This is a genomic window from Rhodococcus sp. NPDC079359 (assembly GCF_040702585.1).
Taxonomy (GTDB): domain Bacteria; phylum Actinomycetota; class Actinomycetes; order Mycobacteriales; family Mycobacteriaceae; genus Rhodococcoides.
Window position 1 is genome coordinate 256,036 of record NZ_JBFBLH010000006.1, and the last position, 25,559, is coordinate 281,594.

At 64.4% G+C, this 25,559-nt stretch carries 24 protein-coding genes; 11 read left to right on the forward strand and 13 right to left on the reverse strand.

Annotated elements, in window-relative coordinates; all coding sequences use genetic code 11:
• Window positions 1-19: 19 nt before the first annotated feature.
• Complete coding sequence (locus AB0362_RS16645; protein ID WP_366235917.1) at window positions 20-1,021, reverse strand: phenylacetaldoxime dehydratase family protein; 1,002 nt, start codon at window positions 1,019-1,021, stop codon at window positions 20-22.
• Window positions 1,014-2,072: a carbon-nitrogen hydrolase family protein gene (locus AB0362_RS16650; RefSeq protein ID WP_366235918.1), complete on the reverse strand. Its 1,059-nt coding sequence runs from the start codon at window positions 2,070-2,072 to the stop codon at window positions 1,014-1,016. The genes AB0362_RS16645 and AB0362_RS16650 overlap by 8 nt, the downstream gene beginning before the upstream one ends.
• 301 nt (window positions 2,073-2,373) lie before the next feature.
• Between AB0362_RS16650 and styD the strand changes: the two genes are divergently transcribed.
• The 8 genes from styD to AB0362_RS16690 all read left to right on the forward strand — a co-directional run bounded on the left by styD (window position 2,374) and on the right by AB0362_RS16690 (window position 12,672).
• Entirely contained in the window at window positions 2,374-3,858 is a 1,485-nt protein-coding gene (gene styD, locus AB0362_RS16655; RefSeq protein ID WP_068054454.1) for a phenylacetaldehyde dehydrogenase StyD, read from the forward strand.
• A 254-nt stretch (window positions 3,859-4,112) separates the two neighbouring features.
• Window positions 4,113-4,682: a TetR/AcrR family transcriptional regulator gene (locus AB0362_RS16660; RefSeq protein ID WP_082899042.1), complete on the forward strand. Its 570-nt coding sequence runs from the start codon at window positions 4,113-4,115 to the stop codon at window positions 4,680-4,682.
• A gap of 88 nt (window positions 4,683-4,770) precedes the next feature.
• Window positions 4,771-6,717: a primary-amine oxidase gene (locus AB0362_RS16665; RefSeq protein WP_366235919.1), complete on the forward strand. Its 1,947-nt coding sequence runs from the start codon at window positions 4,771-4,773 to the stop codon at window positions 6,715-6,717.
• The gene (locus AB0362_RS16670; RefSeq protein ID WP_366235920.1) at window positions 6,710-8,128 is read left to right on the forward strand and encodes an APC family permease; all 1,419 of its coding nucleotides are present in this window, start codon (window positions 6,710-6,712) and stop codon (window positions 8,126-8,128) included. The genes AB0362_RS16665 and AB0362_RS16670 overlap by 8 nt, the downstream gene beginning before the upstream one ends.
• Before the next feature lie 5 nt (window positions 8,129-8,133).
• The gene (locus AB0362_RS16675) at window positions 8,134-8,616 is read left to right on the forward strand and encodes a DUF5134 domain-containing protein (protein WP_366235921.1); all 483 of its coding nucleotides are present in this window, start codon (window positions 8,134-8,136) and stop codon (window positions 8,614-8,616) included.
• Between the two features lie 116 nt (window positions 8,617-8,732).
• Window positions 8,733-10,253, forward strand: a complete 1,521-nt coding sequence (locus AB0362_RS16680; protein WP_366235922.1) for a GMC family oxidoreductase N-terminal domain-containing protein — start codon at window positions 8,733-8,735, stop codon at window positions 10,251-10,253.
• A gap of 120 nt (window positions 10,254-10,373) precedes the next feature.
• The gene (locus AB0362_RS16685) at window positions 10,374-11,321 is read left to right on the forward strand and encodes a helix-turn-helix domain-containing protein (protein ID WP_366235923.1); all 948 of its coding nucleotides are present in this window, start codon (window positions 10,374-10,376) and stop codon (window positions 11,319-11,321) included.
• Between the two features lie 115 nt (window positions 11,322-11,436).
• On the forward strand, window positions 11,437-12,672 hold the full coding sequence (locus AB0362_RS16690; RefSeq protein WP_317810083.1) for an acyl-CoA dehydrogenase family protein: 1,236 nt from the start codon (window positions 11,437-11,439) through the stop codon (window positions 12,670-12,672).
• 10 nt (window positions 12,673-12,682) lie between these two features.
• Here AB0362_RS16690 and AB0362_RS16695 read toward each other — a convergent pair whose 3' ends face one another.
• The 11 genes from AB0362_RS16695 to AB0362_RS16745 all read right to left on the reverse strand — a co-directional run bounded on the left by AB0362_RS16695 (window position 12,683) and on the right by AB0362_RS16745 (window position 22,417).
• On the reverse strand, window positions 12,683-13,588 hold the full coding sequence (locus AB0362_RS16695; RefSeq protein ID WP_317810081.1) for a helix-turn-helix domain-containing protein: 906 nt from the start codon (window positions 13,586-13,588) through the stop codon (window positions 12,683-12,685).
• Between the two features lies 1 nt (window position 13,589).
• Window positions 13,590-14,897 (reverse strand): phenylacetate--CoA ligase PaaK, encoded by a 1,308-nt coding sequence (gene paaK / locus AB0362_RS16700; RefSeq protein WP_317810080.1) that lies wholly within the window; start codon window positions 14,895-14,897, stop codon window positions 13,590-13,592.
• A gap of 16 nt (window positions 14,898-14,913) precedes the next feature.
• Entirely contained in the window at window positions 14,914-16,008 is a 1,095-nt protein-coding gene (gene paaE, locus AB0362_RS16705; protein WP_317810079.1) for a 1,2-phenylacetyl-CoA epoxidase subunit PaaE, read from the reverse strand.
• Window positions 16,008-16,517, reverse strand: coding sequence for a 1,2-phenylacetyl-CoA epoxidase subunit PaaD (gene paaD, locus AB0362_RS16710; protein ID WP_094638828.1), 510 nt, complete (start codon window positions 16,515-16,517; stop codon window positions 16,008-16,010). The genes paaE and paaD overlap by 1 nt, the downstream gene beginning before the upstream one ends.
• Window positions 16,511-17,428: a 1,2-phenylacetyl-CoA epoxidase subunit PaaC gene (paaC, locus tag AB0362_RS16715; RefSeq protein ID WP_366235924.1), complete on the reverse strand. Its 918-nt coding sequence runs from the start codon at window positions 17,426-17,428 to the stop codon at window positions 16,511-16,513. Before paaC ends, paaD begins: the two co-directional genes overlap by 7 nt.
• Window positions 17,429-17,456: 28 nt before the next feature.
• On the reverse strand, window positions 17,457-17,819 hold the full coding sequence (gene paaB, locus AB0362_RS16720) for a 1,2-phenylacetyl-CoA epoxidase subunit PaaB (RefSeq protein ID WP_149407179.1): 363 nt from the start codon (window positions 17,817-17,819) through the stop codon (window positions 17,457-17,459).
• On the reverse strand, window positions 17,816-18,763 hold the full coding sequence (paaA, locus tag AB0362_RS16725; protein ID WP_149407180.1) for a 1,2-phenylacetyl-CoA epoxidase subunit PaaA: 948 nt from the start codon (window positions 18,761-18,763) through the stop codon (window positions 17,816-17,818). The genes paaB and paaA overlap by 4 nt, the downstream gene beginning before the upstream one ends.
• Before the next feature lie 120 nt (window positions 18,764-18,883).
• Window positions 18,884-19,654: an enoyl-CoA hydratase-related protein gene (locus AB0362_RS16730; protein ID WP_366235925.1), complete on the reverse strand. Its 771-nt coding sequence runs from the start codon at window positions 19,652-19,654 to the stop codon at window positions 18,884-18,886.
• On the reverse strand, window positions 19,651-20,502 hold the full coding sequence (locus AB0362_RS16735; RefSeq protein ID WP_366235926.1) for a 3-hydroxyacyl-CoA dehydrogenase family protein: 852 nt from the start codon (window positions 20,500-20,502) through the stop codon (window positions 19,651-19,653). Before AB0362_RS16735 ends, AB0362_RS16730 begins: the two co-directional genes overlap by 4 nt.
• A complete protein-coding gene (locus AB0362_RS16740) occupies window positions 20,499-21,221 on the reverse strand; it encodes an enoyl-CoA hydratase/isomerase family protein (RefSeq protein ID WP_317784918.1) in 723 nt (240 codons plus the stop codon). Before AB0362_RS16740 ends, AB0362_RS16735 begins: the two co-directional genes overlap by 4 nt.
• The gene (locus AB0362_RS16745; protein WP_366235927.1) at window positions 21,218-22,417 is read right to left on the reverse strand and encodes a thiolase family protein; all 1,200 of its coding nucleotides are present in this window, start codon (window positions 22,415-22,417) and stop codon (window positions 21,218-21,220) included. The genes AB0362_RS16740 and AB0362_RS16745 overlap by 4 nt, the downstream gene beginning before the upstream one ends.
• Window positions 22,418-22,527: 110 nt before the next feature.
• Between AB0362_RS16745 and AB0362_RS16750 the strand changes: the two genes are divergently transcribed.
• The 3 genes from AB0362_RS16750 (at window position 22,528) to AB0362_RS16760 (ending at window position 25,557) form a co-directional block, all read left to right on the forward strand.
• Window positions 22,528-23,139, forward strand: a complete 612-nt coding sequence (locus tag AB0362_RS16750) for a TetR/AcrR family transcriptional regulator (protein WP_032380646.1) — start codon at window positions 22,528-22,530, stop codon at window positions 23,137-23,139.
• 76 nt (window positions 23,140-23,215) lie between these two features.
• Window positions 23,216-25,243: a phenylacetic acid degradation bifunctional protein PaaZ gene (gene paaZ, locus AB0362_RS16755; RefSeq protein ID WP_366235928.1), complete on the forward strand. Its 2,028-nt coding sequence runs from the start codon at window positions 23,216-23,218 to the stop codon at window positions 25,241-25,243.
• Complete coding sequence (locus tag AB0362_RS16760; protein WP_366235929.1) at window positions 25,240-25,557, forward strand: EthD family reductase; 318 nt, start codon at window positions 25,240-25,242, stop codon at window positions 25,555-25,557. Before paaZ ends, AB0362_RS16760 begins: the two co-directional genes overlap by 4 nt.
• Window positions 25,558-25,559: the final 2 nt, after the last annotated feature.

Sequence of the window (25,559 nt, forward strand, 5' to 3'; positions counted from 1 at the left end):
TCAGGTACCTCCCGTCTCCTCACAGGGTAGAACGCTCCGCAGCGGTACGCAGTAGACCCGTGCGGTCGTGGCAGCCGAAATACTCGAAGTACTGCTCGTCCGCCGCCGCGACGGTCACCTCGTGATAGAGCCGCAGCGACGCAGCGGGCCCCATCGTCGACAGATACTTCAGCGCGGCACCGAAGATGGCGACATGCGTCGGATGCGACTCGGCCCACGCTTCGAGGTCGCTCAGGCTGCGCCACCAACTCATGCCGAACGACTTGTCGGTATCGGTGCCGTTGTCGTCGACCACGGTCATGTACCGGTTGGCGAAGCAGCCGATGGCCAGTCCGTCGTCGCGAAGAAAGTCCATGCCGGCGCGCAACACCGGTTCGACGTCCCGCAGGTACATCTCTCGTTCGGACCCGGCCGTATCGGCCCAATCCTGCCCGGATCGGATGAGGCAGAGGTTCTCCTGCGGCACAATTGTGACTCTGTCGCCGTCGCTTACGACCTGAGGCTTCCCGCCGGGAGCAAGTGAGTCGTTCTGCGACAGGGGGATTCGATCCCGGACCCCACCCCAGTAGGCATGTTCCTCGATGGAACCACTGAGCGAATCCGTCAGAGTGGCAACACCTTCCATGCGGCCGATGGAGGAGAAGAGTGTCTCGTATCGGTCGACGGTCGGTCTGATGATTTCGACGAAGCGGCCTCCGACGCTGGTCCAGTGCCGACCGACGGTATCGAACCAGCGGTCGAACACTGCGACGTCGTCCCAGTAGCCGATGAACACCGTCGTGTCGATGCCCTCCTCGTCGGTGTAGCGGGCTCGGTCCCTTCGAGAGGGACCCTCGTCACCCCACGGGGAAGCGTCGGGCATGCCCTGTATTCCGAAGTAGCCCATCACGACTCGTTCGGTGGATACCGGAAAGCGGGCGACGTACGACGGGAAGGGTGGCTGGTAGCCCTCGGGTGTGCGACGCGGACACGACCGGGGAACGACGAGATGGGCGGGAATTGCCGACTCGAGTTCAGACACGAGCGGCGCCCTCGTCGAGAGCGAGCTGCTCGGTGATCTCCAGACGTAGCTCGGCCGCGACGTCCTCGGTGAAGTCGTAGCGCGTATTCGCATAGGGCTGCGTCCCCTGAACGACGCGGTCGCCCGGAGTCTTGTTGAGCCACAACCGTGTCACGTCGGGACGGGAGTAGTGGCCGGCCGGGTCGGCGGCGGCCTTGGCGATCGAAATGAGGCTGGTGTCGATGTCGGCGTAGACGATGCCTTCCGCGTCGGGTGCGAGCGGCTCGTGCATCAGTTGGCCGTCGGGCGCGAAGATGCGGGCATGACCGCCGCCTGCGGTGAGCATCGCGCGCTTGGCGTCGTCGGTGCACATGATGTCGATCATCTCGGGGGAGACGGTCGCGCAGGGGCTGATGACGAAGCAGCCGCCTTCGACGGCGTAGATGCGGCTGGCAGCGGTGTTGACCTCCGGCCCGAGGGCATAGGCCGCGCCGGTGTAGAGCGAGAAGCTGGGCCAGGCACCGATGTGCACCTGCTCGTTCTGGGCGTACATCGCGTACTTCGACAACGGTTGCAGGTGCTCCCAGCAGCACAGTGCGCCGACGCGTCCGAGGTCGGTGTCGTATACCGACAGGTCGGAGCCGTCACCTTCGCCGTACACGGTGCGTTCGACGTGAGTCGGCTTGAGCTTGCGGCGCATCGCGACGGTCTTGCCTTGGGCGTCGATGATCCACTGCGCGATGTAGAGGCTGGCCTTGTATCGCTCGCTCAGGCCCATCACGACCATGATGTGATTGTCCTTGGCGGCCTGCGCAACTCGAGCCGCCTGCGGTGTTCCGTACTCGAGTGAGTTGTCGAAGTAGCGCTGCGTGAACTGAAACCCCCAAGCCGGTGCGTCGAGCCAGATGTACCAGGGATAGCCGGGCAGGTAGGTCTCGGGAAATGCGATGAGCTCGGCTCCGGCGCGGGCCGCGTCCTCGATCAGGCCGATCGCCTTGTCGATAGACGCGTCGAGATCGAGAAATACCGGCGCGGCCTGGACTGCTGCGGCGCGAAACTGGTGGTGTGTCATTGCGGGCCTTTCGTATGGGAGGGCACCAGTTTTGCCTGCTGAGAGGCCGATGGATGGCCTCGAAGTGTCGGAATAGTTGACTCTCCGTCGCATGCCAGGGCGGTGAAACACGGCGGTAACCGGGGCCCGGTGTGTCGACACATATTCGTCATACCGACTCGTTGGCTCGGGGCTGAGAACGGTGCGCATCTGCCGCACAATGTGTGCGCGATCACACAAGACCTTCTCGCCTGTCCGGGCGCAGTCTGGACCGGACACGCCACAGGTGCCGCGATCGGCACCCGAGAAGGAGCCAACACACATGACTGCAGTCCAGGAATCGGCCGCACCGTCGTTGCCGACCGACACCGCCACCGAGCTCTACATCGCGGGGCAGTGGCACGGCGCTTCCGACGGAGGCACGTTCACCGATATCAACCCCACGACGGAACAGCCGTTGGCCGAGGTTGCTGCGGCCACGGCATCGGATGTGGACGCAGCGGTACGCGCAGCGCGTGCTCAGCTGGGTGGGGAGTGGGGCGCAACCCCCGGAGCAGTGCGCGGGAAGCTGCTCAACCGGATTGCCGACCTCATCGAACGTGACGGGGACCTACTGGCCCGGCTCGAGGCTCTCGACGTGGGCAAGCCCGTGGGTCAACCGGCCATGCTCGACATTCCCAATGCCGCAGCCACGTTCCGGCACTTCGCCGGCTGGGCCGACAAGATCACCGGCAGCTCCATCCCCACTGCGGGATACTTCGGCCAGCCGACGCACTCGTACACCGTCCGTGAGCCGGTGGGCGTCATCGGCATGATCGTTCCCTGGAACACCCCGCTGATGATCGCCGCGTGGAAGCTCGCGCCCGCGTTGGCCGCCGGAAACACCGTGGTCGTCAAGCCGCCGGAGGATGCGCCGTTGTCCATCCTGCATCTGGCTCGTCTGATCGACGAGGCGGGAGTACCTGCCGGAGTGGTCAATGTTGTTCCAGGGCTTGGAGAAGTGACCGGCGACGCGTTGGTCGGGCATCCGGACGTAGACAAGATCAGCTTCACCGGCAGCCCTCGGGTCGGCAAGCTCATCGCCAAGAAAGCTGCAGATACGTTCAAGCGAACCACGCTCGAACTCGGCGGCAAGTCCCCGCAGATCATTCTCGAGGACGCGGATCTCGAGGCGGCGATCAACGGAACCGCGATGGGATTGTTCTTCAACCAGGGCCAGGTGTGTGCGGCCGGTACGCGGGTTCTGGTGCATCGCTCGCTGTATTCGCAGGTGGTCGACGGTCTGGCCGCTGCGGCGTCGGCTCAGGTTCTGGGTGATCCGTTCGATCCGTCGACGACGATGGGTGCGCTGGTCAACGCGAAGCAGCGCGACAGCGTTCTGGGGTACATCCAGGCCGGACGCGACGGTGGAGCGCGAGTGGCGGCGGGTGGCGGACGGCCCGACGGCGCAGGGTATTTCGTCGAGCCGACGATCTTCACCGACGCGGACAACGACATGAAGATCGCGCAGGAGGAGATCTTCGGCCCCGTGGGCACGGTGATTCCGTTCGACACCGCCGACGAGGCCATCGCCATCGCCAACGGCACGGTGTACGGACTGGCCGCCTCGATCTGGACCCGCGACGTGTCGCGGGCGCACACCCTTGCTGCGCAGGTTCGATCCGGCGCGGTGTGGGTGAACGGTTGGGCCGCAATCGATCCCGCCCTCCCCTGGGGTGGCATGAAATCCAGTGGTACGGGCCGTGAACTCGGATGGGCCGGAATCGAGGCCAACACCGAGGAAAAAGTCGTCACGATCGTTCTGTAGAGCTGACGCAGGTGAGCGGGAGTGGAGCCTGCGGAACGACCCAGGTGAGCGGAACCTCGTAGCAGGGGTCGAGGTTCCGCTCACGTGGGGTAACGCGGTGTTTACCGAGGGAAGCGCGATTCGTAACGAGCAGGTCGGAAGATTTAGTTCAACGGACGTAGAACAACGTTCGAACGGATCGGAAGGCGATGATGACGATGCCCGAACCCTAGGTCCGAGCAGGGAGCCGCTACCGTAGGGCTGTGCCGAAGCTCGTGGATCACGACGAACGCCGCCGCGCGATCACTGCGGCAACCTGGCGTTTGATCGCTGCCAAGGGGATCGATGCCGCGAACATGCGGGACATCGCGACCGAGGCGGGATACACGAACGGTGCACTGAGCCACTACTTCGCGGGCAAGGACGAGATTCTCCGCACCGCATTCGAGCACGTCTTCGAGGCAACGAACCGCCGTATCGACGAAGCTCTCGGCGATGCAACGGGATTCGATGCCCTCCGCATCTTTTGCCGAGAAGTGATGCCGACGACCGAAGAGACTTTGCTCGAGGCGAGAATTGCAGTCTCGCTGTGGCAACGCGCGATGTACGACGAGCACATGGACGACACCAACCGTCGATCCTTGGTGTCGTGGCGGGCGCGGATGGCGGAGTTTCTCGAGCAGGCTCGCGCAGAAGGCGACGCCGGCGACTTCGACGTCGATCTCGCCGTCGAAACGTTGCTCAACATGATGATGGGTATGCAGATTCTCGGCGTGCTCACTCCCGATGACACCACTGCCGACCGGCAGTTCGAGATGCTCGACCGGTTCATAGCTCAGCTGTAGCCACCCTGCGGGCGGGCGATTCGGCCCTGCCTGCATGCCTTCGTTATTCAACGTCTGTAGAACCAACACCCGACCTCGAGGAACATCCATGCCAACCCTCACGCCCCACGCAATCGACCACGCCTTGTCGTTGCCCACCGAAGACGAGATCGCACAGGTTCGGAATGTCGTCGACGCCGCCGGATTCGTCACCGCCGCAACGCGGTTCGTCTATGTCGGACTGGACGAACCGGACAAGGCCGAGTTGTATGTCGCCGAACCGTCCACCCGACGCACCTTTCGGGTGCTGTTGCACGACATCTCGACACCCGATGCCGTCGACCTTCTCGTCTCCCTCGACGAGCGTCAGGTGATCGGCTCCACCCGGCTCGACGCGATTCGTGACGGCCAGATGCCGGTGCTCGACGAGGAATTCGAGCTCGTCGAGAGTGTGCTCTCCACCGACCCGGACTGGCTTGCCGCGTTGGCCGCCCGCGGATTGGACGTAGCCGATGTTCGAGTGGCGCCGCTGTCTGCCGGGGTGTTCGACTACCCGGGCGAGCATGGCCGACGCATCCTGCGCGGCTTGGCATTTCGTCAGGACTACCCCACCGATCACGCCTGGGCGCATCCCATCGACGGTCTGGTCGCGTTCGTCGACGTGATGAATCGGACGGTGGACAAGGTCGTCGACTTGGGTGCGGTTCCGATCCCGGAGGAGTCGGGAAACTTCGACGATCTGTCCGTCACCGGCCCGCTGCGTACCACGCAGAAGCCGATCGAGATCATCCAACCCGATGGTCCGAGCTTCACGGTTCGAGGCAATCGCGTCGACTGGGAGAAGTGGTCCTTCCGAGTCGGCTTCGATGTGCGTGAGGGTTTGGTACTGCACCAGATCGGGTTCGAGGACGGGGGTACCGTGCGCCCGATCGTTCACCGCGCTTCGATCGCCGAAATGGTTGTCCCCTATGGAGATCCGTCCCCGGTTCGGTCGTGGCAGAACTATTTCGACACCGGTGAGTATCTGGTGGGACGGTACGCGAATTCACTCGAACTCGGCTGCGACTGCGTCGGGGACATCACGTACTTCGATGCCGTGATCGCCGACGAATTCGGCAATCCGAAAACGCTGACGAATGCCGTGTGCATGCACGAGGAGGATTTCGGGGTGCTGTGGAAGCACACCGATCTGTGGTCGGGCTCGCAGGAGACCCGCCGCCAGCGCCGACTCGTGATCTCCTTCTTCACCACCATCGGTAACTACGACTACGGATTCTTCTGGTACCTGTACCTCGACGGCACCATCGAATTCGAGGTCAAGGCAACGGGAATCGTGTTCACGTCGGGGCATCCCGGTGGGGACTACCCCTACGCAACAGAGATCGCCCCTGGACTCGGAGCGCCGTGCCACCAGCACCTGTTCAGTGCCCGACTCGACATGATGCTCGACGGCATCGGCAACTCCGTCGAGGAGATCGAGACTCGCCGAGTGCCGATGGGGCCGGACAACCTGCACGGCAACGCCTTTGCTCTGCAACACACCCCACTGGCCACGGAATCCGACGCACAACGCATCGCCGACGGCACGGTGGGCCGCGCCTGGCATGTCACCAATCCGACCTCGCTGAGCCGGCTCGGAAAGCCCGTCGGATACACGCTGCATCCCGAAGGTCAGCCGCTGCTTCTCGCAGACGACAACTCGTCGATCGCACGACGCGCCACGTTCGCCACCAGGCATCTCTGGGTGACGCAGTTCGACCGGAGCGAACGTTATGCCGCAGGCGATTTCGTCAACCAGCATCACGGTGGTGCGGGTCTGCCGGCATTCGTCGCATCGAACCGTAGCCTCGTCGACGAGGACATCGTGCTGTGGCACACGTTCGGGCTCACCCACTTCCCGAGACCGGAGGACTGGCCGATCATGCCGGTGGACTACACCGGGTTCAAGCTCAAGCCCTCGGGGTTCTTCGACCGCAACCCCACCCTCGATGTGCCGCGCACGACCTCTGCGCACTGCGCCTCCTCGAGCTGCGCGGGCGGTGAGCAGAATGTCTGAAACGCAATCGAATTCGACGGCAGGTGCGCTACGCGGTTCCATCGGCGTGGTGGGGATCGTGTTCCTGGTCATCGCCGCTGCAGCGCCGCTGACGGCCATCGGTGGGGCCCTGCCGGTCATGATAGCCACAGGTAACGGAGCTGGCGCTCCGCTCGCCTACATCGTCGCGGCGGTCGTCCTGCTGATCTTCAGCGTCGGGTACGCGGCCATGAGCCGACACATGGTGGACACCGGTGCGTTCTACGCCTACGTGGAGAAGGGGCTCGGGAGAACCATGGGCGTCGGTGCCGCGGGTCTCGCGCTGCTGACGTACACCGCCATTCAGGCGGGTATCTACGGCCTCGCCGCATCGACCGTCGACAGCCTGGTCGTGAAGTACGGCGGACCCGACCTGCCGTGGTGGTTGTGGGCGCTCGGTCTCGTCGCGATCGTGGCGCTGCTCGGCTACCGCAGCATCGATCTCGGTGCCAAGGTGCTCGGGGTGCTGCTGGTGCTCGAGATCGGCATCATCGTGATCCTGTCGGTCGCCGTGTTCGCCAAGGGTGGCGCCGCGGGCATCGACGTCGAATCGTTCACTCCCTCGGCCTTCTTCAGCGGATCGCCGGGAATCGCCCTGATGTTCGCCATCGCGTCGTTCATCGGCTTCGAGGCGACCGCGATCTACGGCGAGGAGGCGCGTAACCCCACGCGGACCGTTCCGATCGCGACCTACGCCGCTGTCGTCACCATCGGACTGGTGTACGCGGTGTCGAGTTGGGCCGTCGTACTCGCTTTCGGCAGTGCATCCGTCGCGCAGGCCGCTGCCGACGACACGGCGGGATTGACTTTCGCCGCTGCCGCCCAGTACTTGGGCCCGATGTCGGCGGACATCATGGAAATCATGTTGGTCACCAGTCTCTTCGCCGCTCTGCTCGCGTTCCACAACGCAATCGGACGATACGTATTCGCACTGGCCCGAAAGGGCGTCGCCCCGTCGATGTTGGCACGCACCCACTCTCGGCACGGCTCCCCGCACATGGGGTCACTGTTCCAGACCGCCTCGGCAGGAGTGGTTCTCATGGTCTTCGCTGCAGCAGGCGCAGACCCGGTGCTGGAACTGTTCACCTGGATGTCCGGACTGGCCACCGTGAGCATCCTGGTTCTGATGATCCTCACGGGCGGCGCGATCATCGCGTTCTTCCGTCGATCGACCGTGGATACGCGCACCTGGCACACCGTCGTCGCCCCGGCACTGGGAACCGTGGGGCTGGTGGCGATTCTGGGTCTCGTGCTGGACAACTTCACGCTGCTGATCGGTGGTTCGGGAGTGCTCGCCGCCCTTCTGTTGATCGTCGTCGTGGCATTCTTCGTGGGAGGAACAATGACGGCGCGAGCGACTCGGAGTCGAACTCTCGAGACGACGGAGGTCTGACACCGATGGTCATGACGGTGCTGATGGCGCTCGGTGCAGTGGGTGCTGTTCTCCCGCTGCTCGGACGTGGCAAGCACACGGGGCGGGTCCGGTGGGCTCACCTCTGCATGGGCATCGTCATGGCAGCCATGGTGGCCTTCGGTACCGACCCATCCATGGCGCTGATTTCGATACTCGCTCTCGTCGCGGTTGCCGTACACGTCACCGCAGACGTGCCGAACAGAACCCGATCTATTCCATGCGCGGTGGACCTGACGTGCATGGCCGTGCTGCTGATGATGCTGCCGCCCATGCACTCCCACGCGGAATCGCAGTCGACGACGCGGCACCGGCACGGAGTCGAGGCAGATCCGAGGATCATCGCCGCGCTACTCCTGGTGGGGTGGATGGCCGTAACGATCCACCTGTTGCGCACCAACCCGCCCGGACGACGAGTGACGGCAGGTTCCGCATTGATGATCCTGGGAATGGCGCCGATGGCCTTCTGACCGAGCTCGCTCATGGTGGTGCGCATCTGACCCAGAATGTGTGCGCTCAGCGACATGTTTGTGTTCGCGGATTCGGCCACTGTTGTGTCGACGGTCACAACAGAAAGAGGCGGCGCATGTCGACGGACTACATCGTAGTGGGAGCAGGATCAGCAGGAAGCGTCATCGCCAGGAGGCTTCTCGACGCCGGGCATACCGTGCACGTGATCGAGGCCGGACCGGTGGATACCGACCCGGCGATCCACTCACCCCAGGGCTGGCCGACACTGCTCGGCGGATCGCAGGACTGGGGACTGTTCACCACCCCGCAGAAGCACGCCAACGATCGGCGGATCTTCTGGCCGCGTGGACGCGTACTCGGCGGCAGCTCGTCCCTCAACGGAATGATCTACGTCCGAGGACATTCCAGCGACTACGACGGGTGGGCGTCCGCCACCGGCGATGCCGGGTGGTCGTGGGAGAACGTACTGCCGCTGTTCAAGCGCTCGGAGTCACACGAGCTCGGAGCCAACGAGTTCCACGGCGGCGACGGGCCACTGCCGGTGTCCATCATGGGCACCCCGCATCCCCTGGCGGCTGCCTTCGTGGATGCGGCAGTCGAGCACGGGCACAAGCTCATCGACGACTTCAACGCCGACGAGATGGTCGGCGCGGGCTACAACCACACCACCACCCGTGACGGTGAGCGGATGAGCGCGTGGAAGAGCTTCGTCGGGCCGGTGCTGAACAATCCCGATCTGACCGTCACCACCGGTGCGCTCGTCCACAAGGTGGTGCTCGAGAACGGTCGAGCGGTGGGAATCGAGTTCAGTCGCGGCGACTCCGAAGTACAGCGTGCGTTCGCCGACCACGAGGTGGTCCTGTGCGGTGGAGCACTCGGCTCACCGAAGACGTTGATGCTCAGCGGAATCGGGCCATCGGATCACCTGTCTGCTATCGGGGTCGACACAGTCGTGGACTTGCCCGGCGTCGGCGAGAACCTGCACGACCATCTGCTACTGAGCAACATCTACGAGTCGCTCGAGCCGCTCGCGGCCGGCACCAACAACCTGCTCGAGGCGCAGCTGTACGCCCGCAGCACAGGATGGGTCGGCGCTGCACCGGATCTGCAGCCGTTGTTCATGCACATTCCCTATCCCGCAGACGGATACCCGGTGCCCGAGAACGGTTACACCATCGCACCCGGCATCGTCGCACCGCGCTCGCGCGGCACCCTCCGGTTGGCGTCCTCGGACCCGAGTGAACTACCGCTGGCGGATCCGAACATCCTGGCCGATCCGTACGACCTCGAAGCGATGGTCGACGCGGTGGAGATCTGCCGCGAGATCGGTGCCTCCGACGCGTTCGCACCGTGGCGCAAGGCCGAGGTGGTTCCGGGGCCGAGCGCGCGTACCCGCGACGACCTGCGAGCCTACGTTCGCCAGACCGCCGGTACGTACCACCACCAGGTCGGCACCTGCAAGATGGGTGCGGAATCGGACGCGAATGCGGTTGTTGGAGCTGACCTTCGAGTTCGAGGAGTCGACGGCCTACGGGTCGCGGACGCGTCGATCATGCCGACGGTGCCGTCGGGCAATACCAATGCACCGTCCATCATGGTGGGAGAGCGGGCCTCGGATCTGATCCTGGGAAGCTAGGGGATCGGACAGGCTTGTTGCACCCGCGAAACGTGGAGGTGACGTCACCGAAGTGCAGTGACGTCACCATGGATGGTGCATGCCTCGTGCGGAGGTCATCGGTAGTCGAGCGGAGTCGACATGGTCGTGCACGATTTGTCCACCCACCGTCGACGCGATCGATTCGAGGTGTGGCGGGAGGTGATCTGCCGCGAATTCACTCCGCTCACACCCGAGGTCGGGTCGATCGTCGACGGCGGTTTCGATGCCCGCGTCGAATTGAGGCCACTCGGATCGACCAATCGCGCCGTGCTCGAGTCCGTGGGGCAACGCATCGCGCACGGAGAGACAGAAGTAGCGCACACCGGTGACGGCGTCTACTTCGTGAACATCCAATTGTCCGGTATCTGTCGGGTTCGCACGGAATCTGCAGGTGCCGTCAATGTCGTGCCCGGTCAATTCACCGTTGTGGACACCACTCGCCCGTACTGGTTCGACTACGAGGGTCCTTGGCGCGTCATGTCCTATCAGGTCCCGCACAGTTGCCTGGCGCAGGCGGGCCTGTCGCAGGCACCGACGATCGGGCGTCCACTGGATACGGGTGCGGGTACCGGCCTGGCACTGACATCGATAATGAAGGCTCTGTGGGAGCTGGGCCCGGACGAGTCGACGTCGTCAGGCGTACATCTCGAGCGCGCCTTCCATGCCACCGTGGCGGCAGTTCTCGGTGAAACGTGGGGGACTGCCGCAGCTTCGTCGAGCGCGATCACAGCGGCGGCGACCGAATACATCCGCACGCATCTGGGTGACCCCGACTTGTCCGTTTCGGTTGTCGCGCGCGCGTTGTCCGTCTCGCCGCGGACCGTCCACTACGCCTTTTCCAAGGGAGCGTCGTTTGCCACGGTGTTGCGTGAGCACCGACTGGCTGCGATCGCCGCCGCTCTGCGAGATCCGAACAACTCGGCCGGTATCTCGCGTATTGCGTTGCACCACGGCATGATCGACGCGAGCGCGTTCAGTAGGGCCTTCCGACAGAAGTACTCGATGTCTGCACGCGACTATCGGGCCCAGGCGCGCTTCTCTGCGTGAGGACTCGCGGACGTTGCGCACACGGCACAGAGTCTTGCGCTGCACAGCAAGACCATCGGAGCGCTCCGGCGGTGAGATGGGAGTCTGCAACTCGCCGACTGGAAAAGGACGCCCCATGCCCATCAGTTTCGATCTCACGGACCAGCAGGAAGCACTGAAGAAGGGCGCGCGTCAGTTCGCCGACACCTATCTCCACGACCTGTCCGCACAGGTGCGATCCACGCCGGACCCACTCGAACGCGCTCTGTTGGCGCGACCGGTATTCGAGAAAGCGGTGGAAGCGGGATTTCTGAAAGGCTTGATTCCGATTCCCTTCGGTGGACTTGCCGCGAGCGGTGTGGACGCAGCGCTGTTCGTCGAGGAATTTGCCTCTGCCAGTCCGGATTTCACGATCAGTCTGGCGGGTCCCCTGATTGCTCTGGCTCCGGTGTACGAGGCCGGGACCCCGGAGCAGATCGCCCGTTTCGTCGCGCCGTTCCTGGTCGACTCCGGCAGCCCGGTGGCGGCCATGGCGTACAGCGAGCCCGGTGGCAGTGCCAATTTCGATGCGCCGCCGCCCGCCGAAGGGACCCGGACAACCGCAATCCTCGACGGCGATCACTGGGTTCTCAAGGGCGAGAAGGTCTGGGCGTCACATCTGGGAGGGTGGGACGGATTGGGACCCGACATCATGACGGTCGTGTGTCGGACTCCCAGTGGCGTCTCGATCATCGTCGTCGAGCGCGAACAGCTCTCGACCGGGTTCTCGGTGGAAGAGGTGTACGACCTACCCGGCCTCAAGGGGTGCCTGACCTCGCGCGTCAGATTCGACAACGTCCGCGTCCCGAAGTCCAACCTGATCGGGGAGGAAGGGCAGGGAGTGCAACTGACTCGCAACGCATTCTTGGCGAGCGGTGCATCGATCGGAACGTTCTCCGTCGCCGCCATGCGCCAGGCCTTCGCTGCGGCATTTGCGTTCGCCACGTCGGAGAAGAGGGGCGGGCCGGTGCCGATCATCGACCATCAAGCGGTCGCCGACGTGCTCACCGACGCGAAAGGCAAGATCGAAGCGGTTCGACTGCTGTCGTGGCGCGCGCTCGACGCAGTGATGTCACAACATCCGAGCGCACTCGAAATGGCCCTGCACGCCAAAATCTTCGGATCCGAGACCGCGGTCGCGGTCATCAACGACCTGGTCAAGATCGTCGGCGTCGAGGCGTACAACCCGAGCTTCCCGATACTGCGGTATCTGGCGGACGCCACTGCGTACCCGATCATCGAGGGCAGTAATACCGGTGTACGTCGTCGGCAGATGCACGACGTGATGCGGACTGCGGGATGGGACCCACTCGCTGCGTCCGGGATGGCGTGAGGGCTCCAGCTCAGCCGGCGCGATACGCGCGCGGTGACATGCCGTACGTCTCCTTGAACAGCTTCGAGAAGTTCGAGGAATCGATCAAACCGTGACGCGCACAGATGGTTCCGATACTGTCTGCGGCGAAACGGGGGTCGCGGAGATCGCGGTGACACCGATCGAGTCGTCTGGATCTGATCCAGCCGGCCACCGTGCGACCGTCGGACTCGAAGAGCTTCTGCAGGTATCGCACCGAGATGTGCATGCGCGCAGCGAGAGATGCAGTGGTCAGCGTGGGGTCGTCGAGATGCGCTTCGACGAGACTCTTGGCCTCGATCAGCAGCGTCGAACCCGGGGCGTCGTGGGGTGCGGCATCGTCGAGGGCGGCGCAGAGCAGATCGAGGACGGCGTTCTCCAGCATGGGAGTCGTCGGTAGCGTCCCATCGACGGTGGTGCGTCGCAGGCCGTGCAGAAACGGTGAGACCAGTGCGCCGACACCATTGTTTCCATCGATCCGGCGGGCGGCGACTGCCGTCAGCTCACGAGAATCGATGCGTAGTGCCTCCCGGGGAAACATCACCACGAACATCGCGAAGTCCCCGGCGAAATGCAGATCGTACGGGGCGCTGGTGTCGTACACCGCGAAGTCACCCGGGTTCAGCACGGCCTCGCGATCGTTCTGCACGATAGTGCCGCATCCGCTCAACTGCAGGCCCACCTTGATCAAGCCTGGATCGGACCGCTTGATGGTGGCACGAGTGCGCCGAACGTCGACCTCACGGCCCGCGACCTCACTCAGTTGCAGTGATCCCAAGGTCGACGACACCAGCGTGCCATCGAACGACGACGGCCCGGTGGACACAGCATCGAGCGGCACGAACGCCGTCGAGACGTTCTCGCGCCAATGCTCGAAATCCTGTGCCACCGGGCTCATCTCATACGGTCGGACGATTGTCGATCAGACGGCGGGCCTTACCGATGGACCGCTCGAGGGCAGCCGGAGCGACGACGTCGACCCCAACGCTGACGCCGATTCGATCCTTGACCAGTTTCTTCAGGGCCGCCGCGGCGATCGGATGCGCGTCGAGTGGGGCGTCGGGGCGGGCTTCGACGAGGACGGTCAGCGAATCCATGCGTCCGGCGCGTTCGAGCACGCACTGGAACTGCGGAGCGAGGGCGGGAACGGTGAGAATCAGCTCCTCGATCTGCGTCGGGAAGAGATTGACGCCGCGCAGAATGATCATGTCGTCGGTGCGGCCGGTGACCTTCTGCATCCGACGCATCGTGCGGGCCGTGCCCGGCAGCAGACGCGTCAGATCGCGGGTCCGGTAGCGGATGATCGGCATCGCTTCCTTGGACAAGGACGTGAACACCAATTCACCCTCCTCGCCGTCGGGCAGAACCTCGCCGGTCACCGGGTCGATGACCTCCGGGTAGAAATGATCCTCCCAGATGTGGAGTCCGTCTTTGGTTTCGACGCATTCCATCGCGACACCCGGTCCCATGACCTCGGACAGGCCGTAGATGTCGACGGCGTCCATGTCGAGAGTCTTCTCGATCTCCTTGCGCATCTCCTCGGTCCAGGGTTCCGCGCCGAAGACGCCGGTCCTCAGTGAGGTCTTGGCCGGATCGATACCCTTCTTGACCATCGCGTCCACGATCGTGAGCATGTACGACGGCGTGACCATGATGGCGTCGGGCTCGAAGTCCTCGATCAGCTGGATCTGACGATCGGTCATGCCACCGGACATCGGAATCACCGTGCAGCCCAGACGTTCTGCACCGTAGTGTGCGCCGAGGCCGCCGGTGAAGAGTCCGTAGCCGTAGGCGACGTGCACCTTGTCCGACGGCTTGACGCCACCGGCCCGGAGACTGCGAGCGATGAGATCGGCCCAGTTGCTGATGTCGTTCGCGGTATAGCCCACGACGGTCGGCCGACCAGTGGTGCCCGAGGACGCGTGAATGCGCGAAACCTGGTTCTGCGGCACCGCGAACATCCCGAACGGGTAGTTCTCGCGTAGATCCTTCTTGGCGGTGAAGGGGAACTTCGCGAGATCCGACAGATCCTTCAGATCGGTCGGGTGCACACCGGCGTCGTCGAAGGCCTTCTTGTAGTGCGCAACGTTGTCGTACGCATGCTGCAGCGACCACTGCAGGCGCTCCAGTTGAAGGGTGGATATCCGGTCCCGAGATGCGAACTCGATGTCGGGGGTGTCGGTGGGGGTGGACAGCACACTGGTCATGAGGGTTCTCTCGGTCTCAGGCGTCGAAGTCGACGGTCACGGTGTCGCTGACGGGGAAGGTTTGGCAGGTGAGTACGAAGCCGGCGTCGACCTCGTTGTCCTCGAGCGCATAGTTGCGACGCATGTCGACATCGCCGAAGGTCACCTTCGCGCGACACGTGCCGCACACTCCGCCCTTGCAGGCGAACGGAAGATCGGACCGCAGCTGCTCGCCCGCATCGAGAATCGACTCGTCCTGAGGCAGTGCGCCTTTCACCTCACGGCCGTCGAGGATGATGGTGACCTCGCTGCTGGGCCCGGTGACGCCGGGCTCACGGTGCTTCTCCTGCGGCGGCGGAATGTCGTCGACGTAGAACAGTTCGTGGTGAATGCTGCTCTTGGCGACGCCGAGTTCCTTCAGCACGTCCTGTGCGTCGTTGACCATCCCGAACGGACCGCAGAGCCAGAAGTGATCGATGTCCGGTGTCGCGACGACAGTGTCGAGTATCTCGCGCAAGCGCTCGGCATCGAGCCTGCCGCTGAACAACTCGACCTCACGCGGTTCGCGGGACAGGACATGAATGATGTCGAATCGACTGCCGTACTGGTCTTTGAGGTCGGCTATCTCCTCGGCGAACATCACGGTGCGTGTGCGCCGATTGCCGTACAGCAGAACCACTTCGGCATCGGGGTTGGCGAGGACGGAGGCCGCGATCGACAGCATCGGAGTGATGCCGGATCCGGCCGCGATGAGAACGTGCCTGCCCGCCACTGCCGGGTCTGCATGGAAATTTCCGGTCGGACCCTGAACGTCGACGCGGTCGCCGGCCTTGACCTCGCGGACGAGCCAGGATGAGAACAGGCCGTCGCTGACCTCGCGAACGCCGACGCGTGGACGCGAGCCCGCGGGTGCACAGATCGAGTAGGAGCGGCGATGCTCCACACCGTCGATCGTGCGGCTGAGCATCAGCGACTGACCCGGCTTGAAATCGAATTCCTCGCGCAGATCCTCCGGTACGTCGAAGGTGACGGCCACCGCATCGTCGCACAGTGATTCCACATCGGCGACGGTCAGGGTGTGAAACGGCTTGTTGCGTTGGGTCTTCTGTACGGGCTCGGCGGTGACGGTCATCAGATTTCCTTGACGTGGTCGAAGGGTTCGAGGCAGTCGTCGCACCGATACTGGGCCTTGCACAGCGTCGCGCCGAACTCGGACGTCAGACGGGTGTTGACGGAACTGCACTGCGGGCAGGCGATCTCACGGGGTTTGACCGTCAGGGTCAACGGAACCGGGCCGGAGGTTCGGGTCGGAGCAGGACCGGGCGTCGAGTAACCGGATTCGCGTAGCTTGCGCAGCCCCTCCTCGGAAATCCAGTCGGTACTCCACGCCGGGGTCAGGCTGGTGACGATCTCGACGTCGGAGTACCCGTGATCGGTCAGCTTGTGCGCGATGTCGTCGCGCATCGTCGCCATCGCCGGGCACCCCGAGTACGTCGGGGTGATGGTGACGAGAACACTTCCGTCTTCGCGGACTTCGACGTCACGAAGGACGCCGAGGTCGTCGAGGGTGAGCAGCGGCATCTCGGGATCCATGACGGTAGCGGCGATCTCACGCGCCGTTCGTTGAAGTGTGGTCACCAGACTCCCTCCGGATGTGCTCTGGCCACTACCTGCATCTCGGCGATCAACGGTCCGAATGCCTCGGTGTGGATTCCGCGTCGGCCACCGCGGCCGCCGATGGTGCCGACGGATTTACCCTCGGGTGCCTCGAGCTCTGCGGCGTGCAGAACCTGTGCGAGAACGGAATCGAACTCCTCGCGAACATCCCGGGGGTCGACGGCGACGCCGACCTTCGCCAGGGCGATTTCCTCGCCCGTGGGTACGAACAGTTCGGAGACGTACGGCCAGATTCCGGTCACGGCGTCGCGCACTCGTTGCTTGGATTCATCGGTTCCGCAACCCAGCGTCACGACCCAGCGCGCGGCGTAATCACGATGGTAGGTCAGCTCTTTGACGCCTTTGCTCGCGACAGCGGCCAGAACCGGATCGCGAGACTCCTGCAGACGAGTGAAGACGGCGAGCCGCCACGTCGCGAACACCAGCAGGCGGACCTGGGATTTCGCGAAGTCACCGTTGTCGAGTTCGGTGAGTCGCACGCACCGGAAATCTGCCTCGTCGCGGAAGAACGACAGTGCATCCTCGGCCGGTGCGGGAGAGGTGTCCGAAATGAACGGCACCACCGTCGGGTCTGCTTTGGCGGCGCGGGCCAGCAGCAGCCGAGCCTGGCCGAGGAGATCGAGGCCGACGTTGGCCAGGGCCACTTCCTCTTCGAGCTCCGGTGCGCGGGTGCTCCACTGCGCCAGTCGCTGCGAGCTGATCAGCGCGTCGTCGCCGAGCATGAGGCAGTATGCGGCAAGGGCTTTCAGGTCGACGTCGTCGGGGACGGTGGTGTCGACTCCGGCGAGCGGATCGTCGAAACTCGTTCCGAATGCCCACTGCCCGTGTGAATCCTCGTCGACGAGGCCCTCGTAGGCGCTGTCGTGATCAGTCATCAGTGCTTGTCCTCTTGAAGAATGGGTCTCACATGTGCGGGACGTTGTCGGGGATCTCGTAGAACGTCGGGTGGCGGTACACCTTGTCGCCACTCGGTGCGAAGAAGGGATCCTTCTCCGACGGGGACGACGCGACGATGGAGTTGGACGGAACCACCCAGATGCTGACGCCCTCGTTGCGACGGGTGTAGACGTCGCGGGCGTGCCGCAGTGCCATGTGGTCGTCGGCGGCGTGCAGCGATCCGACATGCACGTGGTTCAGGCCGCGCTTGCCGCGCAGGAACACCTCGTACAACGGCCAATCGGCCTTGACGGCTTCTCTTTTCGGCTCGACCGGAACGTTGTCGGTGGGAACTGCTCCGTGGCCGCCCTCGGCGGTGAACTCGTTCATGATGCTGCGTTCCTTGCTGCGAATGCGGTTGCGGCCTCACGGACCCAGGCACCGCCGTCGTGCGCTGCGCGACGGTTCGCGATGCGCTCGACGTTGGAGGCGCCGTTGCCCTTGATCACCTGCATGAACTCGGACCAGTCGGGCTCGCCGAAATCGTGCGACTTACGTTCTTCGTTCCACTTCAGATCCGGGTCCGGGAACGTGACACCCAGAGCCTTTGCCTGCGGGATCGACATGTCGACGAAGCGTTGGCGCAGTTCGTCGTTGGTGTGACGCTTGATGCCCCACTTCATCGACTGCTCGGTGTTGGGGGACTCGTCGTCCGGCGGACCGAACATCATCAGTGCCGGCCACCACCAGCGGTTCACCGACTCCTGGACCATGGCGCGCTGCTCCTCGGTGCCGCGCATCATCGTCGCCAGTAGTTCGTAGCCCTGGCGCTGATGGAAGGATTCTTCCTTGCAGACGCGGATCATCGCGCGTGCGTACGGTCCGAAACTGCTGCGGCACAGGGGAACCTGATTGCAGATAGCTGCGCCGTCGACGAGCCAGCCGATGGTGCCCACGTCGGCGTACGTCAGGGTGGGGTAGTTGAAGATCGAGGAGTACTTCTGCTTGCCCTCGATGAGCTTGACCGTCAGGTCGGCGCGGTCCGCTCCGAGCGTCTCCGCGGCGGAGTAGAGGTAGAGGCCGTGGCCGGCCTCGTCCTGCACCTTGGCCATCAGAATCGCTTTGCGGCGCAGCGACGGCGCGCGGGTGAGCCAATTGCCCTCCGGCTGCATTCCGATGATCTCGGAATGCGCGTGCTGGGCGATTTGCCGAATGAGTGACTTGCGATAGCCGTCGGGCATCCAGTCTCGCGGCTCGACGCGCTGCTCACGGGAAATGGTGTCGTCGAACCCGTCCTGAAGCGTTTCGGCGGACAGGGTGTTTGACGTGGTCATAAGTCCTACTTTCATTACCGAATGATCGGTTGGTAACCAGTATGCCTCGAAGTGACCCCGGGCACAAGAGCGGCTGCGCCGCACGTGCGCGAAACCTCGTAGCAGGGGTCGAGTTTCTGTTCACATGCCGACGAAGGAGGCTCTCGTCTTGTTCAGGAAGGCGTCGACGGCGGCCTTGTGGTCCTGCGTCTGTCCCAGAGCCGTTTGTGCCTGCGCCTCGCGGTCCAAGGCGTCGGACAGTCCGGATCGAGCGATCAGAGACTTGACCTGCCTGTAGGCCTGGGTGGGCCCGGCAGCGAGGGAGGTGGCCAACGTGCGTGCGGTCTCGAGTACGTCCCCGTCCTCGACGACGCGGTGCACCAGCCCCCAGTCGAGGGCCTGCGCGGCGGTGACCCTGTCGCCGAGCAGCATCAGACCCGCGGCCCGGCTCGATCCCAGCGCCTCGACCAACGTGTAGCTCAACCCCGAGTCGCTGGCCAGGCCGATTCCGGTGAAGGCCGTTGCGAACGAGGACTTGGTGCCCGCAACCCGAATATCCCCGGCCAAGGCAATCCCGAGACCCGCGCCGACGCACGCGCCGGGTATGGCTACGACGATCGGTACCTCGAGCGCAGCCAGTCCTCGGATCACCGGGTTGTAGTGCTCGCCGACGGTATCCATCGCCGTGGCCGGATCGGCCTTGAGCGCGGCGACGTGCTCGCCGAGATCCTGACCGACGCAGAAGTTCTTGCCCTCCGCGGTGATCAGCACGGCGCGCACCTCGGGTGCAGCGGCCTTCTGGACGGCCTCCGCCAACGCGAGTTTCGTCGCGACGTGGAGGGCGTTGTGTGCCTCGGAGCGCGCGAGGGTGATGGTCGCCAAGCCGTCGGTGATGTCGAACCGTACCGTCATGTGTTCGTCCAATCGTGAAAGCCGCGACCGGACTTGCGTCCGATGTCGCCGCGAGCAACCATGTCTCGCAACAACTGCGGGGGAGTGAACCTGTCGCCGAGGGTCGACGCCAGGTGTTCTGCGATGGCGAGCCGAACGTCCAACCCGACGAGGTCGGTCGACCGTAACGGTCCCATCGGATGCTTGTAACCGAGTTCCATGGCGCGATCGATGGATTCGGCATCGGCTACGCCCTCCTCCAACATTCGGATGGCTTCGAGCCCGAGGCAGACGCCGAGCCGCGAGGTCGCGAAGCCGGGGGAGTCGTTGACGAGAACCTCGGTCTTGCCCAGGAGTGACACCCACTGCTGCACTCGCTGCACCACGTCCGCGGAGGTGGCGGGCGCGCGCACGATCTCGACGAGAGTCGACGCCGGAACCGGGTTGAAGAAGTGCATCCCGATGAAGCGGCTCGGATCACTCAGTGCTGCGCCGAGTTCGGCGATGGAGATAGAGCTCGTGTTCGACGCGATGACCGTCTTTTCGGATGCGACTTTGTCTATCAGAGCCAACACCTCGACCTTGAGGGCCGGAATCTCGGGCACGGCTTCGACCACCAGGTCGAGGTCGGCGGGTAGGTCCGCGGGCCCGGCGACGGTGGAGACCCGCGCGAGAATCGCAGCGGGATCCTCACTGAGTTTGCCGCGCTCGTGTGCCCGATCCAACCCGGTCGAGACTCGACCGAGGGCTGCTTCTCGGTCGGCGGCCTCGGCAATGACGACGGTGGAACCGAGGGCGGCGAATACCTGCGCGATGCCTGCACCCATGCGGCCGCCACCGACCACTGCCACCTTTGATGGAGCTGTCATTTCTTCTTCTCCAGAAATGCCGTCATTCGGCGTTGTTTGTCTTCGGTCTCGAACAGAACAGCCTGCGCGATGTCGTCGGCCCACGGGTGTGAACCAGGCGCATCGAGAATTTTCTTGGTCAGCTTCAGTGCCAGAGGTGCTTGCTTGGCAATGCGATCCGCGAGGGAATGCGCCGCAGCCAACGGCTCGTCGACGACGTCCAGTACCAGTCCAGAGCGGAGCGCCACCTCGGCGTCGAGCGTCCGGCCACCGAGAAGTACCTGCTTGGCGACGGACACTCCCACCAAAGTCGGCAACCGGTAGCTGGCCCCGGCGGCCGCCATGATGCCCAGCCCCGGTTCGGGATTGCCGAACACCGCCGTCGGCGACGCGAGACGGATGTCGCAGGCGTAGGACAGTTCTGCGCCACCGCCGAGGGCGTAACCGCGGACCGCGGCGATCGTCGGCAGGGGCAGTGCGGCGATGCGGTCGAACAGGTTTCGGTTGATGCCGCGCAATGCGTCGTCGCGGGTACGGGCCCGCAGCTGGTTGATGTCGGCACCGCCGGCGAAGTGCTCGCCCTGCCCCGTCAGGATGACGATCTTGGGATCCTGCTCCACGAGCGCGCACACCTCGTGCAACTCGCCGATCATCTCGGCATCGATTGCGTTGCGCTGCTTCTCGCGATTCAGGGTGACGACAACCCGGTCGGTCAGCTCCTCGACGACGAGCGTGTTCACGGTGCCTCGATCAACATCGACACGCCTTGCCCGACGCCGACGCACAGCGTCGCGAGCCCACGGGACGCCTTCTCACGTTCCATCCGGCCCAACAGCGTCAACAGGATTCGAGCACCGGAGGAACCTAGGGGGTGGCCGAGGGCGATGGCCCCGCCGTCGGCGTTGACGATGTCCTCGTTCAGCTTCAGTTGACGGATGACGCCGAGGGACTGGGCCGCGAAGGCTTCGTTGAGTTCGACGGCACCGAGGTCCTCGACAGACCACCCGGCGCGAGCGAGGGCCTTCTGTGTGGACGGCACGGGCCCGAGCCCCATGATGTGCGGCGCGATGCCTGCACTCGCACTGGTGACGATGCGTCCGCGAACGTCGAGGCCGTACTTGTTCACGGCCTCCTCGGAGGCCACCACCAATGCCGACGCACCGTCGGTGAAGGGAGATGACGTTCCGGCAGTGACGATGCCGTCCTTGCGGAACACGGCCTTCAACGTCCCCAGCTTGTCCACTGTGGTTCCGCGTCGCGGTGTCTCGTCGCCGGTGACCTCGCCGTTCTTGGTCGTGACGGCCACGATCTCGTCGGCGAAGCGTCCGGCATCCTGGGCGGCGATGGCACGCTGCTGGCTGCGGAAGGCGAAGGCGTCGGACTCCTCGCGGGTGATGCCCTCGCTGAGCGCGACCTCCTCGGCGGTCTCGCCCATCGACAGGGTGATCTTGGGATCGGTCCCCGCGTCGTGGGAAGCGAAGGTCGGATTGGTGAATCGCCAGCCGAGGGAGGTATCGAAGATCTCCCCGGGCTTGGCCCATGCGGTTCCCGGCTTGGCCATGACCCAGGGCGCGCGCGTCATGGACTCGACGCCACCGGCCACGATGATCTCGGCCTCACCGCTGCGAATGGTGCTCGCGGCGTTGGCGACTGCGGTCAGTCCGCTCGCGCACAGACGGTTGACGGTGTATCCCGGCACGGTATGGGGGAGTCCTGCGAGCAGAACTGCCATTCTGGCCACATCGCGATTGTCCTCGCCGGCCTGGTTCGCGGCACCGAGAATCACCTCGTCGATTCGGTCGACGGGAACGCCCGAGCGCCGGACCGCCTCGGCGACGACGATCCCGGCCAGATCGTCGGGGCGCACGGTCGACAGCGCACCACCGTAGCGCCCGTGCGGGGTGCGTGCGCCGGCCACCAGAAATACTTCGCCCACTTCGAACTCCTTCGTACGGTTGCGTCATTGATAACCGAACATTCGGTCGTTTGGCAAGGCCTGCTGCCCGTGGTGCTGTGGAATCGGCCATCGGCTGAGAAGATGTGGCAATGACAACCGCACGCGCGCCGCGCAAGACCGGACAGCCAGGGCGGCCGGGATACGACCTCGATTCCCTCCTGGCAGTGGCGGTCAAGGTCTTCAACGACCGCGGATACGACGGCACCAGCATGGAAGTTCTGGCGAAGCGGCTCGGCATCACCAAGTCCTCGATCTATCACCACGTGTCCGGCAAGTCCGAGTTGCTCGAACTCGCGCTGTCGCGGGCTCTCAATGCACTGTTCGCCGTCACGACCGAGGATCGGGCCACGACCGGGCGATACATCGACCGCCTCGAATACCTGGTGCGACGCAGCGTGGACATCCTGTGCGCGGAACTGCCCTACGTCACGCTGCTGCTGCGAGTCCGCGGCAACACCGACGTCGAGCGACGCGCCCTCGCCCGTCGCCGCGAATTCGATTCCTTCGTCACCGGGCTCGTGGTCGCCGCCGCCGAGGAGGGCGACCTGCGTCCCGGTGTCGACCCGGCGCTGGCGTCGAAGCTGGTGTTCGGCACGGTCAACTCCCTCATCGAGTGGTACCGCCCGCGCACCGGCGGATCGGTCGAGGAATTGGCCGACGCGGTCGTGGCGCTGACCTTCGACGGGTTGCGTCGCACGTAGCCGGACAAGTCTTGACATCTCGGCGTTCGACGGCGATGGTAATTACCGACCGAACGTACGGTGAGATGGAGGCGTTGTGAGCAGACTTCTGGAAAGCTATGCCCAGGGAGCGTGGTATTCCGCGACCGACGAGGGAACGCCGCTGCTGAGCGCCGTCGACGGCAGCGAGATCGCTCGGGTGTCCTCCAGCGGTCTCGACGTTGCCGGCATGGTCGACTACGCCAGAACTGTCGGCGGCCCGGCCCTCGCCGCCTTGACGTTCCACGAGCGCGCGGCGCTGCTGAAGCAGTTGGGCCTGACGCTGATGGCCGGCAAGGAGGAGTTCTATCAACTCTCCCGACATACCGGAGCCACCGTCCGTGATTCCGGCGTCGACATCGACGGCGGCTTCGGCACCGTGTTGAGCTACGCGAGCAAGGCTCGACGCGAGCTGCCCAACGACACTGTCTATCTCGACGGTGCGATCGAACAGCTCGGCAAGAAGGGCACCTTCCTCGGTCAGCACATCTACACCTCGCGGCGCGGTGTCGCGGTGCAGATCAATGCGTTCAACTTCCCCGTCTGGGGATTCCTGGAGAAGCTGGCACCCGCGTTCATCGCCGGCGTGCCGTCGATCATCAAGCCCGCCAGCCAAACTGCGTACCTCACCGAGCTGGTGTTCCGCCGCATCATCGAATCGGGACTCTTGCCCGAGGGCTCGGTACAACTGCTGTGCGGTAGTGCCCGCGGCGTCCTCGATCACCTCGGCGGTCAGGACTCCGTAGCGTTCACCGGAAGTGCCGATACTGCAGCGACTCTGCGCTCGCACCCCAAGGTCGTCGGCGAGGGACTGCACTTCACGGCCGAGGCCGACTCTCTGAACGCGTCGATTCTGGCTTCCGATGTTGCGCAGGGCGATCCGGAGTTCGATCTGTTCGTCAAGGGCGTCTTCGCCGAGATGACATCCAAGGCGGGACAGAAGTGTACGGCCATCCGGCGCGTGTTGGTCCCGCAGGACTCGGTCGAGCCCGTCATCGAGGCGCTGAAGGCAAAGCTGGAGAAGGTCGTCGTCGGTGATCCGGCAGACGAGGGCGTCACCATGGGTGCGCTGGCGAGCATCGAACAACGCGACGAGGTACTCAAATCCATTCGTGGACTGACCAAGTCCGCTTCGGTGGTCTTCGGCGATCCGGAGACGGTGGATCAGCGGGCCGGCGCGTTCATGGCACCGGTGCTGCTGAAGGCCGGAGACAAGACCGCGACCGAACCGCATGACATCGAGGCCTTCGGGCCCGTCTCTACCGTCATCGGTTACGACAGCACCACAGACCTCATCGATCTCGTCTCCCGCGGCAAGGGCTCGCTGGTCGCCTCTGTCGTGACCAAAGATTCGGCCATCGCACGCGAGCTCGTACTCGGGTGCGCTCCGTACCACGGGCGCATCCTGGTGTTGAACTCCGAGGATGCGAAGGAATCGACCGGCCACGGATCTCCGCTGCCGGTCCTGGTGCACGGCGGTCCCGGACGGGCCGGCGGCGGTGAAGAACTCGGCGGTATCCGCGGCGTACTGCATCACATGCAGCGCACGGCAATTCAAGGAACCCCGGATGTGCTGACTGCGGTGGGCAACAAGTGGGTGGCCGGTTCTGCGCGCATCACCGGCGATGTGCATCCGTTCCGCAAGAATCTGGGCGAATTGAAGCTCGGCGACACCATCGTCGGTGGGCCCCGACAGGTCACGCGTGCAGACATCGATCACTTTGCCGAGTTCACCGGCGACACGTTCTATGCGCACACCGATCCGGAAGCGGCAGCGGCCAACCCGCTGTTCGGCGGTATCGTCGCGCACGGATACCTGGTGGTGTCGTTGGCAGCCGGGCTGTTCGTCGATCCGGCACCGGGCCCTGTACTGGCGAACTTCGGCGTCGACAGCCTTCGTTTTCTCACGCCCGTCAAGGCCGAGGATTCACTGACTGTCACGTTGACGGCCAAGCTCATCACACCGCGCCAGAGTGCCGACTACGGTGAGGTGCGTTGGGACGCAGTGGTTGTGAACCAGAACGACGAACCAGTCGCCACCTACGACGTGCTGACCCTGGTTGCGAAGCCCGAGGACGCATCATGAGTATTCGCGTTGCCGTCTGTTACGGAATGCCCGAGGACCCTGCCGCATTCGATCGGCACTACGCCGACGTGCACGTGCCCCTCGCTCGTGCAGTCCCCGGTCTGGTCGACTTCACCTGGGGCACCCTGGACTCGCTCGACGATTCACCGCCTCCCTACTACGCGATCGCCAGCCTGTACTTCGCGGACGAGTCATCGCTGAAGGCAGGACTGGCCTCGCCCGAGATGAAGGCGGCAGGCAAGGATCTGCGCAATTTCGCGACCGGAGGCGTCACGATGTTCACCCAGAATGAGCGATCGGTGTTGCAGCCGTGAAC

What these genes read in the sequence shown, in the direction of transcription:
- AB0362_RS16680 (WP_366235922.1), top strand. Translation starts at nt 8,733, where the DNA reads ATGTCGACGGACTACATCGTAGTGGGAGCAGGATCAGCAGGAAGCGTC.
- AB0362_RS16760 (WP_366235929.1), top strand. Translation starts at nt 25,240, where the DNA reads ATGAGTATTCGCGTTGCCGTCTGTTACGGAATGCCCGAGGACCCTGCC.
- AB0362_RS16665 (WP_366235919.1), top strand. Translation starts at nt 4,771, where the DNA reads ATGCCAACCCTCACGCCCCACGCAATCGACCACGCCTTGTCGTTGCCC.
- AB0362_RS16750 (WP_032380646.1), top strand. Translation starts at nt 22,528, where the DNA reads ATGACAACCGCACGCGCGCCGCGCAAGACCGGACAGCCAGGGCGGCCG.
- AB0362_RS16675 (WP_366235921.1), top strand. Translation starts at nt 8,134, where the DNA reads ATGGTCATGACGGTGCTGATGGCGCTCGGTGCAGTGGGTGCTGTTCTC.
- AB0362_RS16695 (WP_317810081.1), bottom strand. Translation starts at nt 13,588, where the DNA reads ATGAGCCCGGTGGCACAGGATTTCGAGCATTGGCGCGAGAACGTCTCG.
- paaC (WP_366235924.1), bottom strand. Translation starts at nt 17,428, where the DNA reads ATGACTGATCACGACAGCGCCTACGAGGGCCTCGTCGACGAGGATTCA.
- AB0362_RS16670 (WP_366235920.1), top strand. Translation starts at nt 6,710, where the DNA reads ATGTCTGAAACGCAATCGAATTCGACGGCAGGTGCGCTACGCGGTTCC.
- paaK (WP_317810080.1), bottom strand. Translation starts at nt 14,897, where the DNA reads ATGACCAGTGTGCTGTCCACCCCCACCGACACCCCCGACATCGAGTTC.
- AB0362_RS16690 (WP_317810083.1), top strand. Translation starts at nt 11,437, where the DNA reads ATGCCCATCAGTTTCGATCTCACGGACCAGCAGGAAGCACTGAAGAAG.
- paaA (WP_149407180.1), bottom strand. Translation starts at nt 18,763, where the DNA reads ATGACCACGTCAAACACCCTGTCCGCCGAAACGCTTCAGGACGGGTTC.
- paaB (WP_149407179.1), bottom strand. Translation starts at nt 17,819, where the DNA reads ATGAACGAGTTCACCGCCGAGGGCGGCCACGGAGCAGTTCCCACCGAC.
- AB0362_RS16735 (WP_366235926.1), bottom strand. Translation starts at nt 20,502, where the DNA reads ATGACAGCTCCATCAAAGGTGGCAGTGGTCGGTGGCGGCCGCATGGGT.
- paaE (WP_317810079.1), bottom strand. Translation starts at nt 16,008, where the DNA reads ATGACCGTCACCGCCGAGCCCGTACAGAAGACCCAACGCAACAAGCCG.
- AB0362_RS16730 (WP_366235925.1), bottom strand. Translation starts at nt 19,654, where the DNA reads ATGACGGTACGGTTCGACATCACCGACGGCTTGGCGACCATCACCCTC.
- styD (WP_068054454.1), top strand. Translation starts at nt 2,374, where the DNA reads ATGACTGCAGTCCAGGAATCGGCCGCACCGTCGTTGCCGACCGACACC.
- AB0362_RS16650 (WP_366235918.1), bottom strand. Translation starts at nt 2,072, where the DNA reads ATGACACACCACCAGTTTCGCGCCGCAGCAGTCCAGGCCGCGCCGGTA.
- AB0362_RS16685 (WP_366235923.1), top strand. Translation starts at nt 10,374, where the DNA reads ATGGTCGTGCACGATTTGTCCACCCACCGTCGACGCGATCGATTCGAG.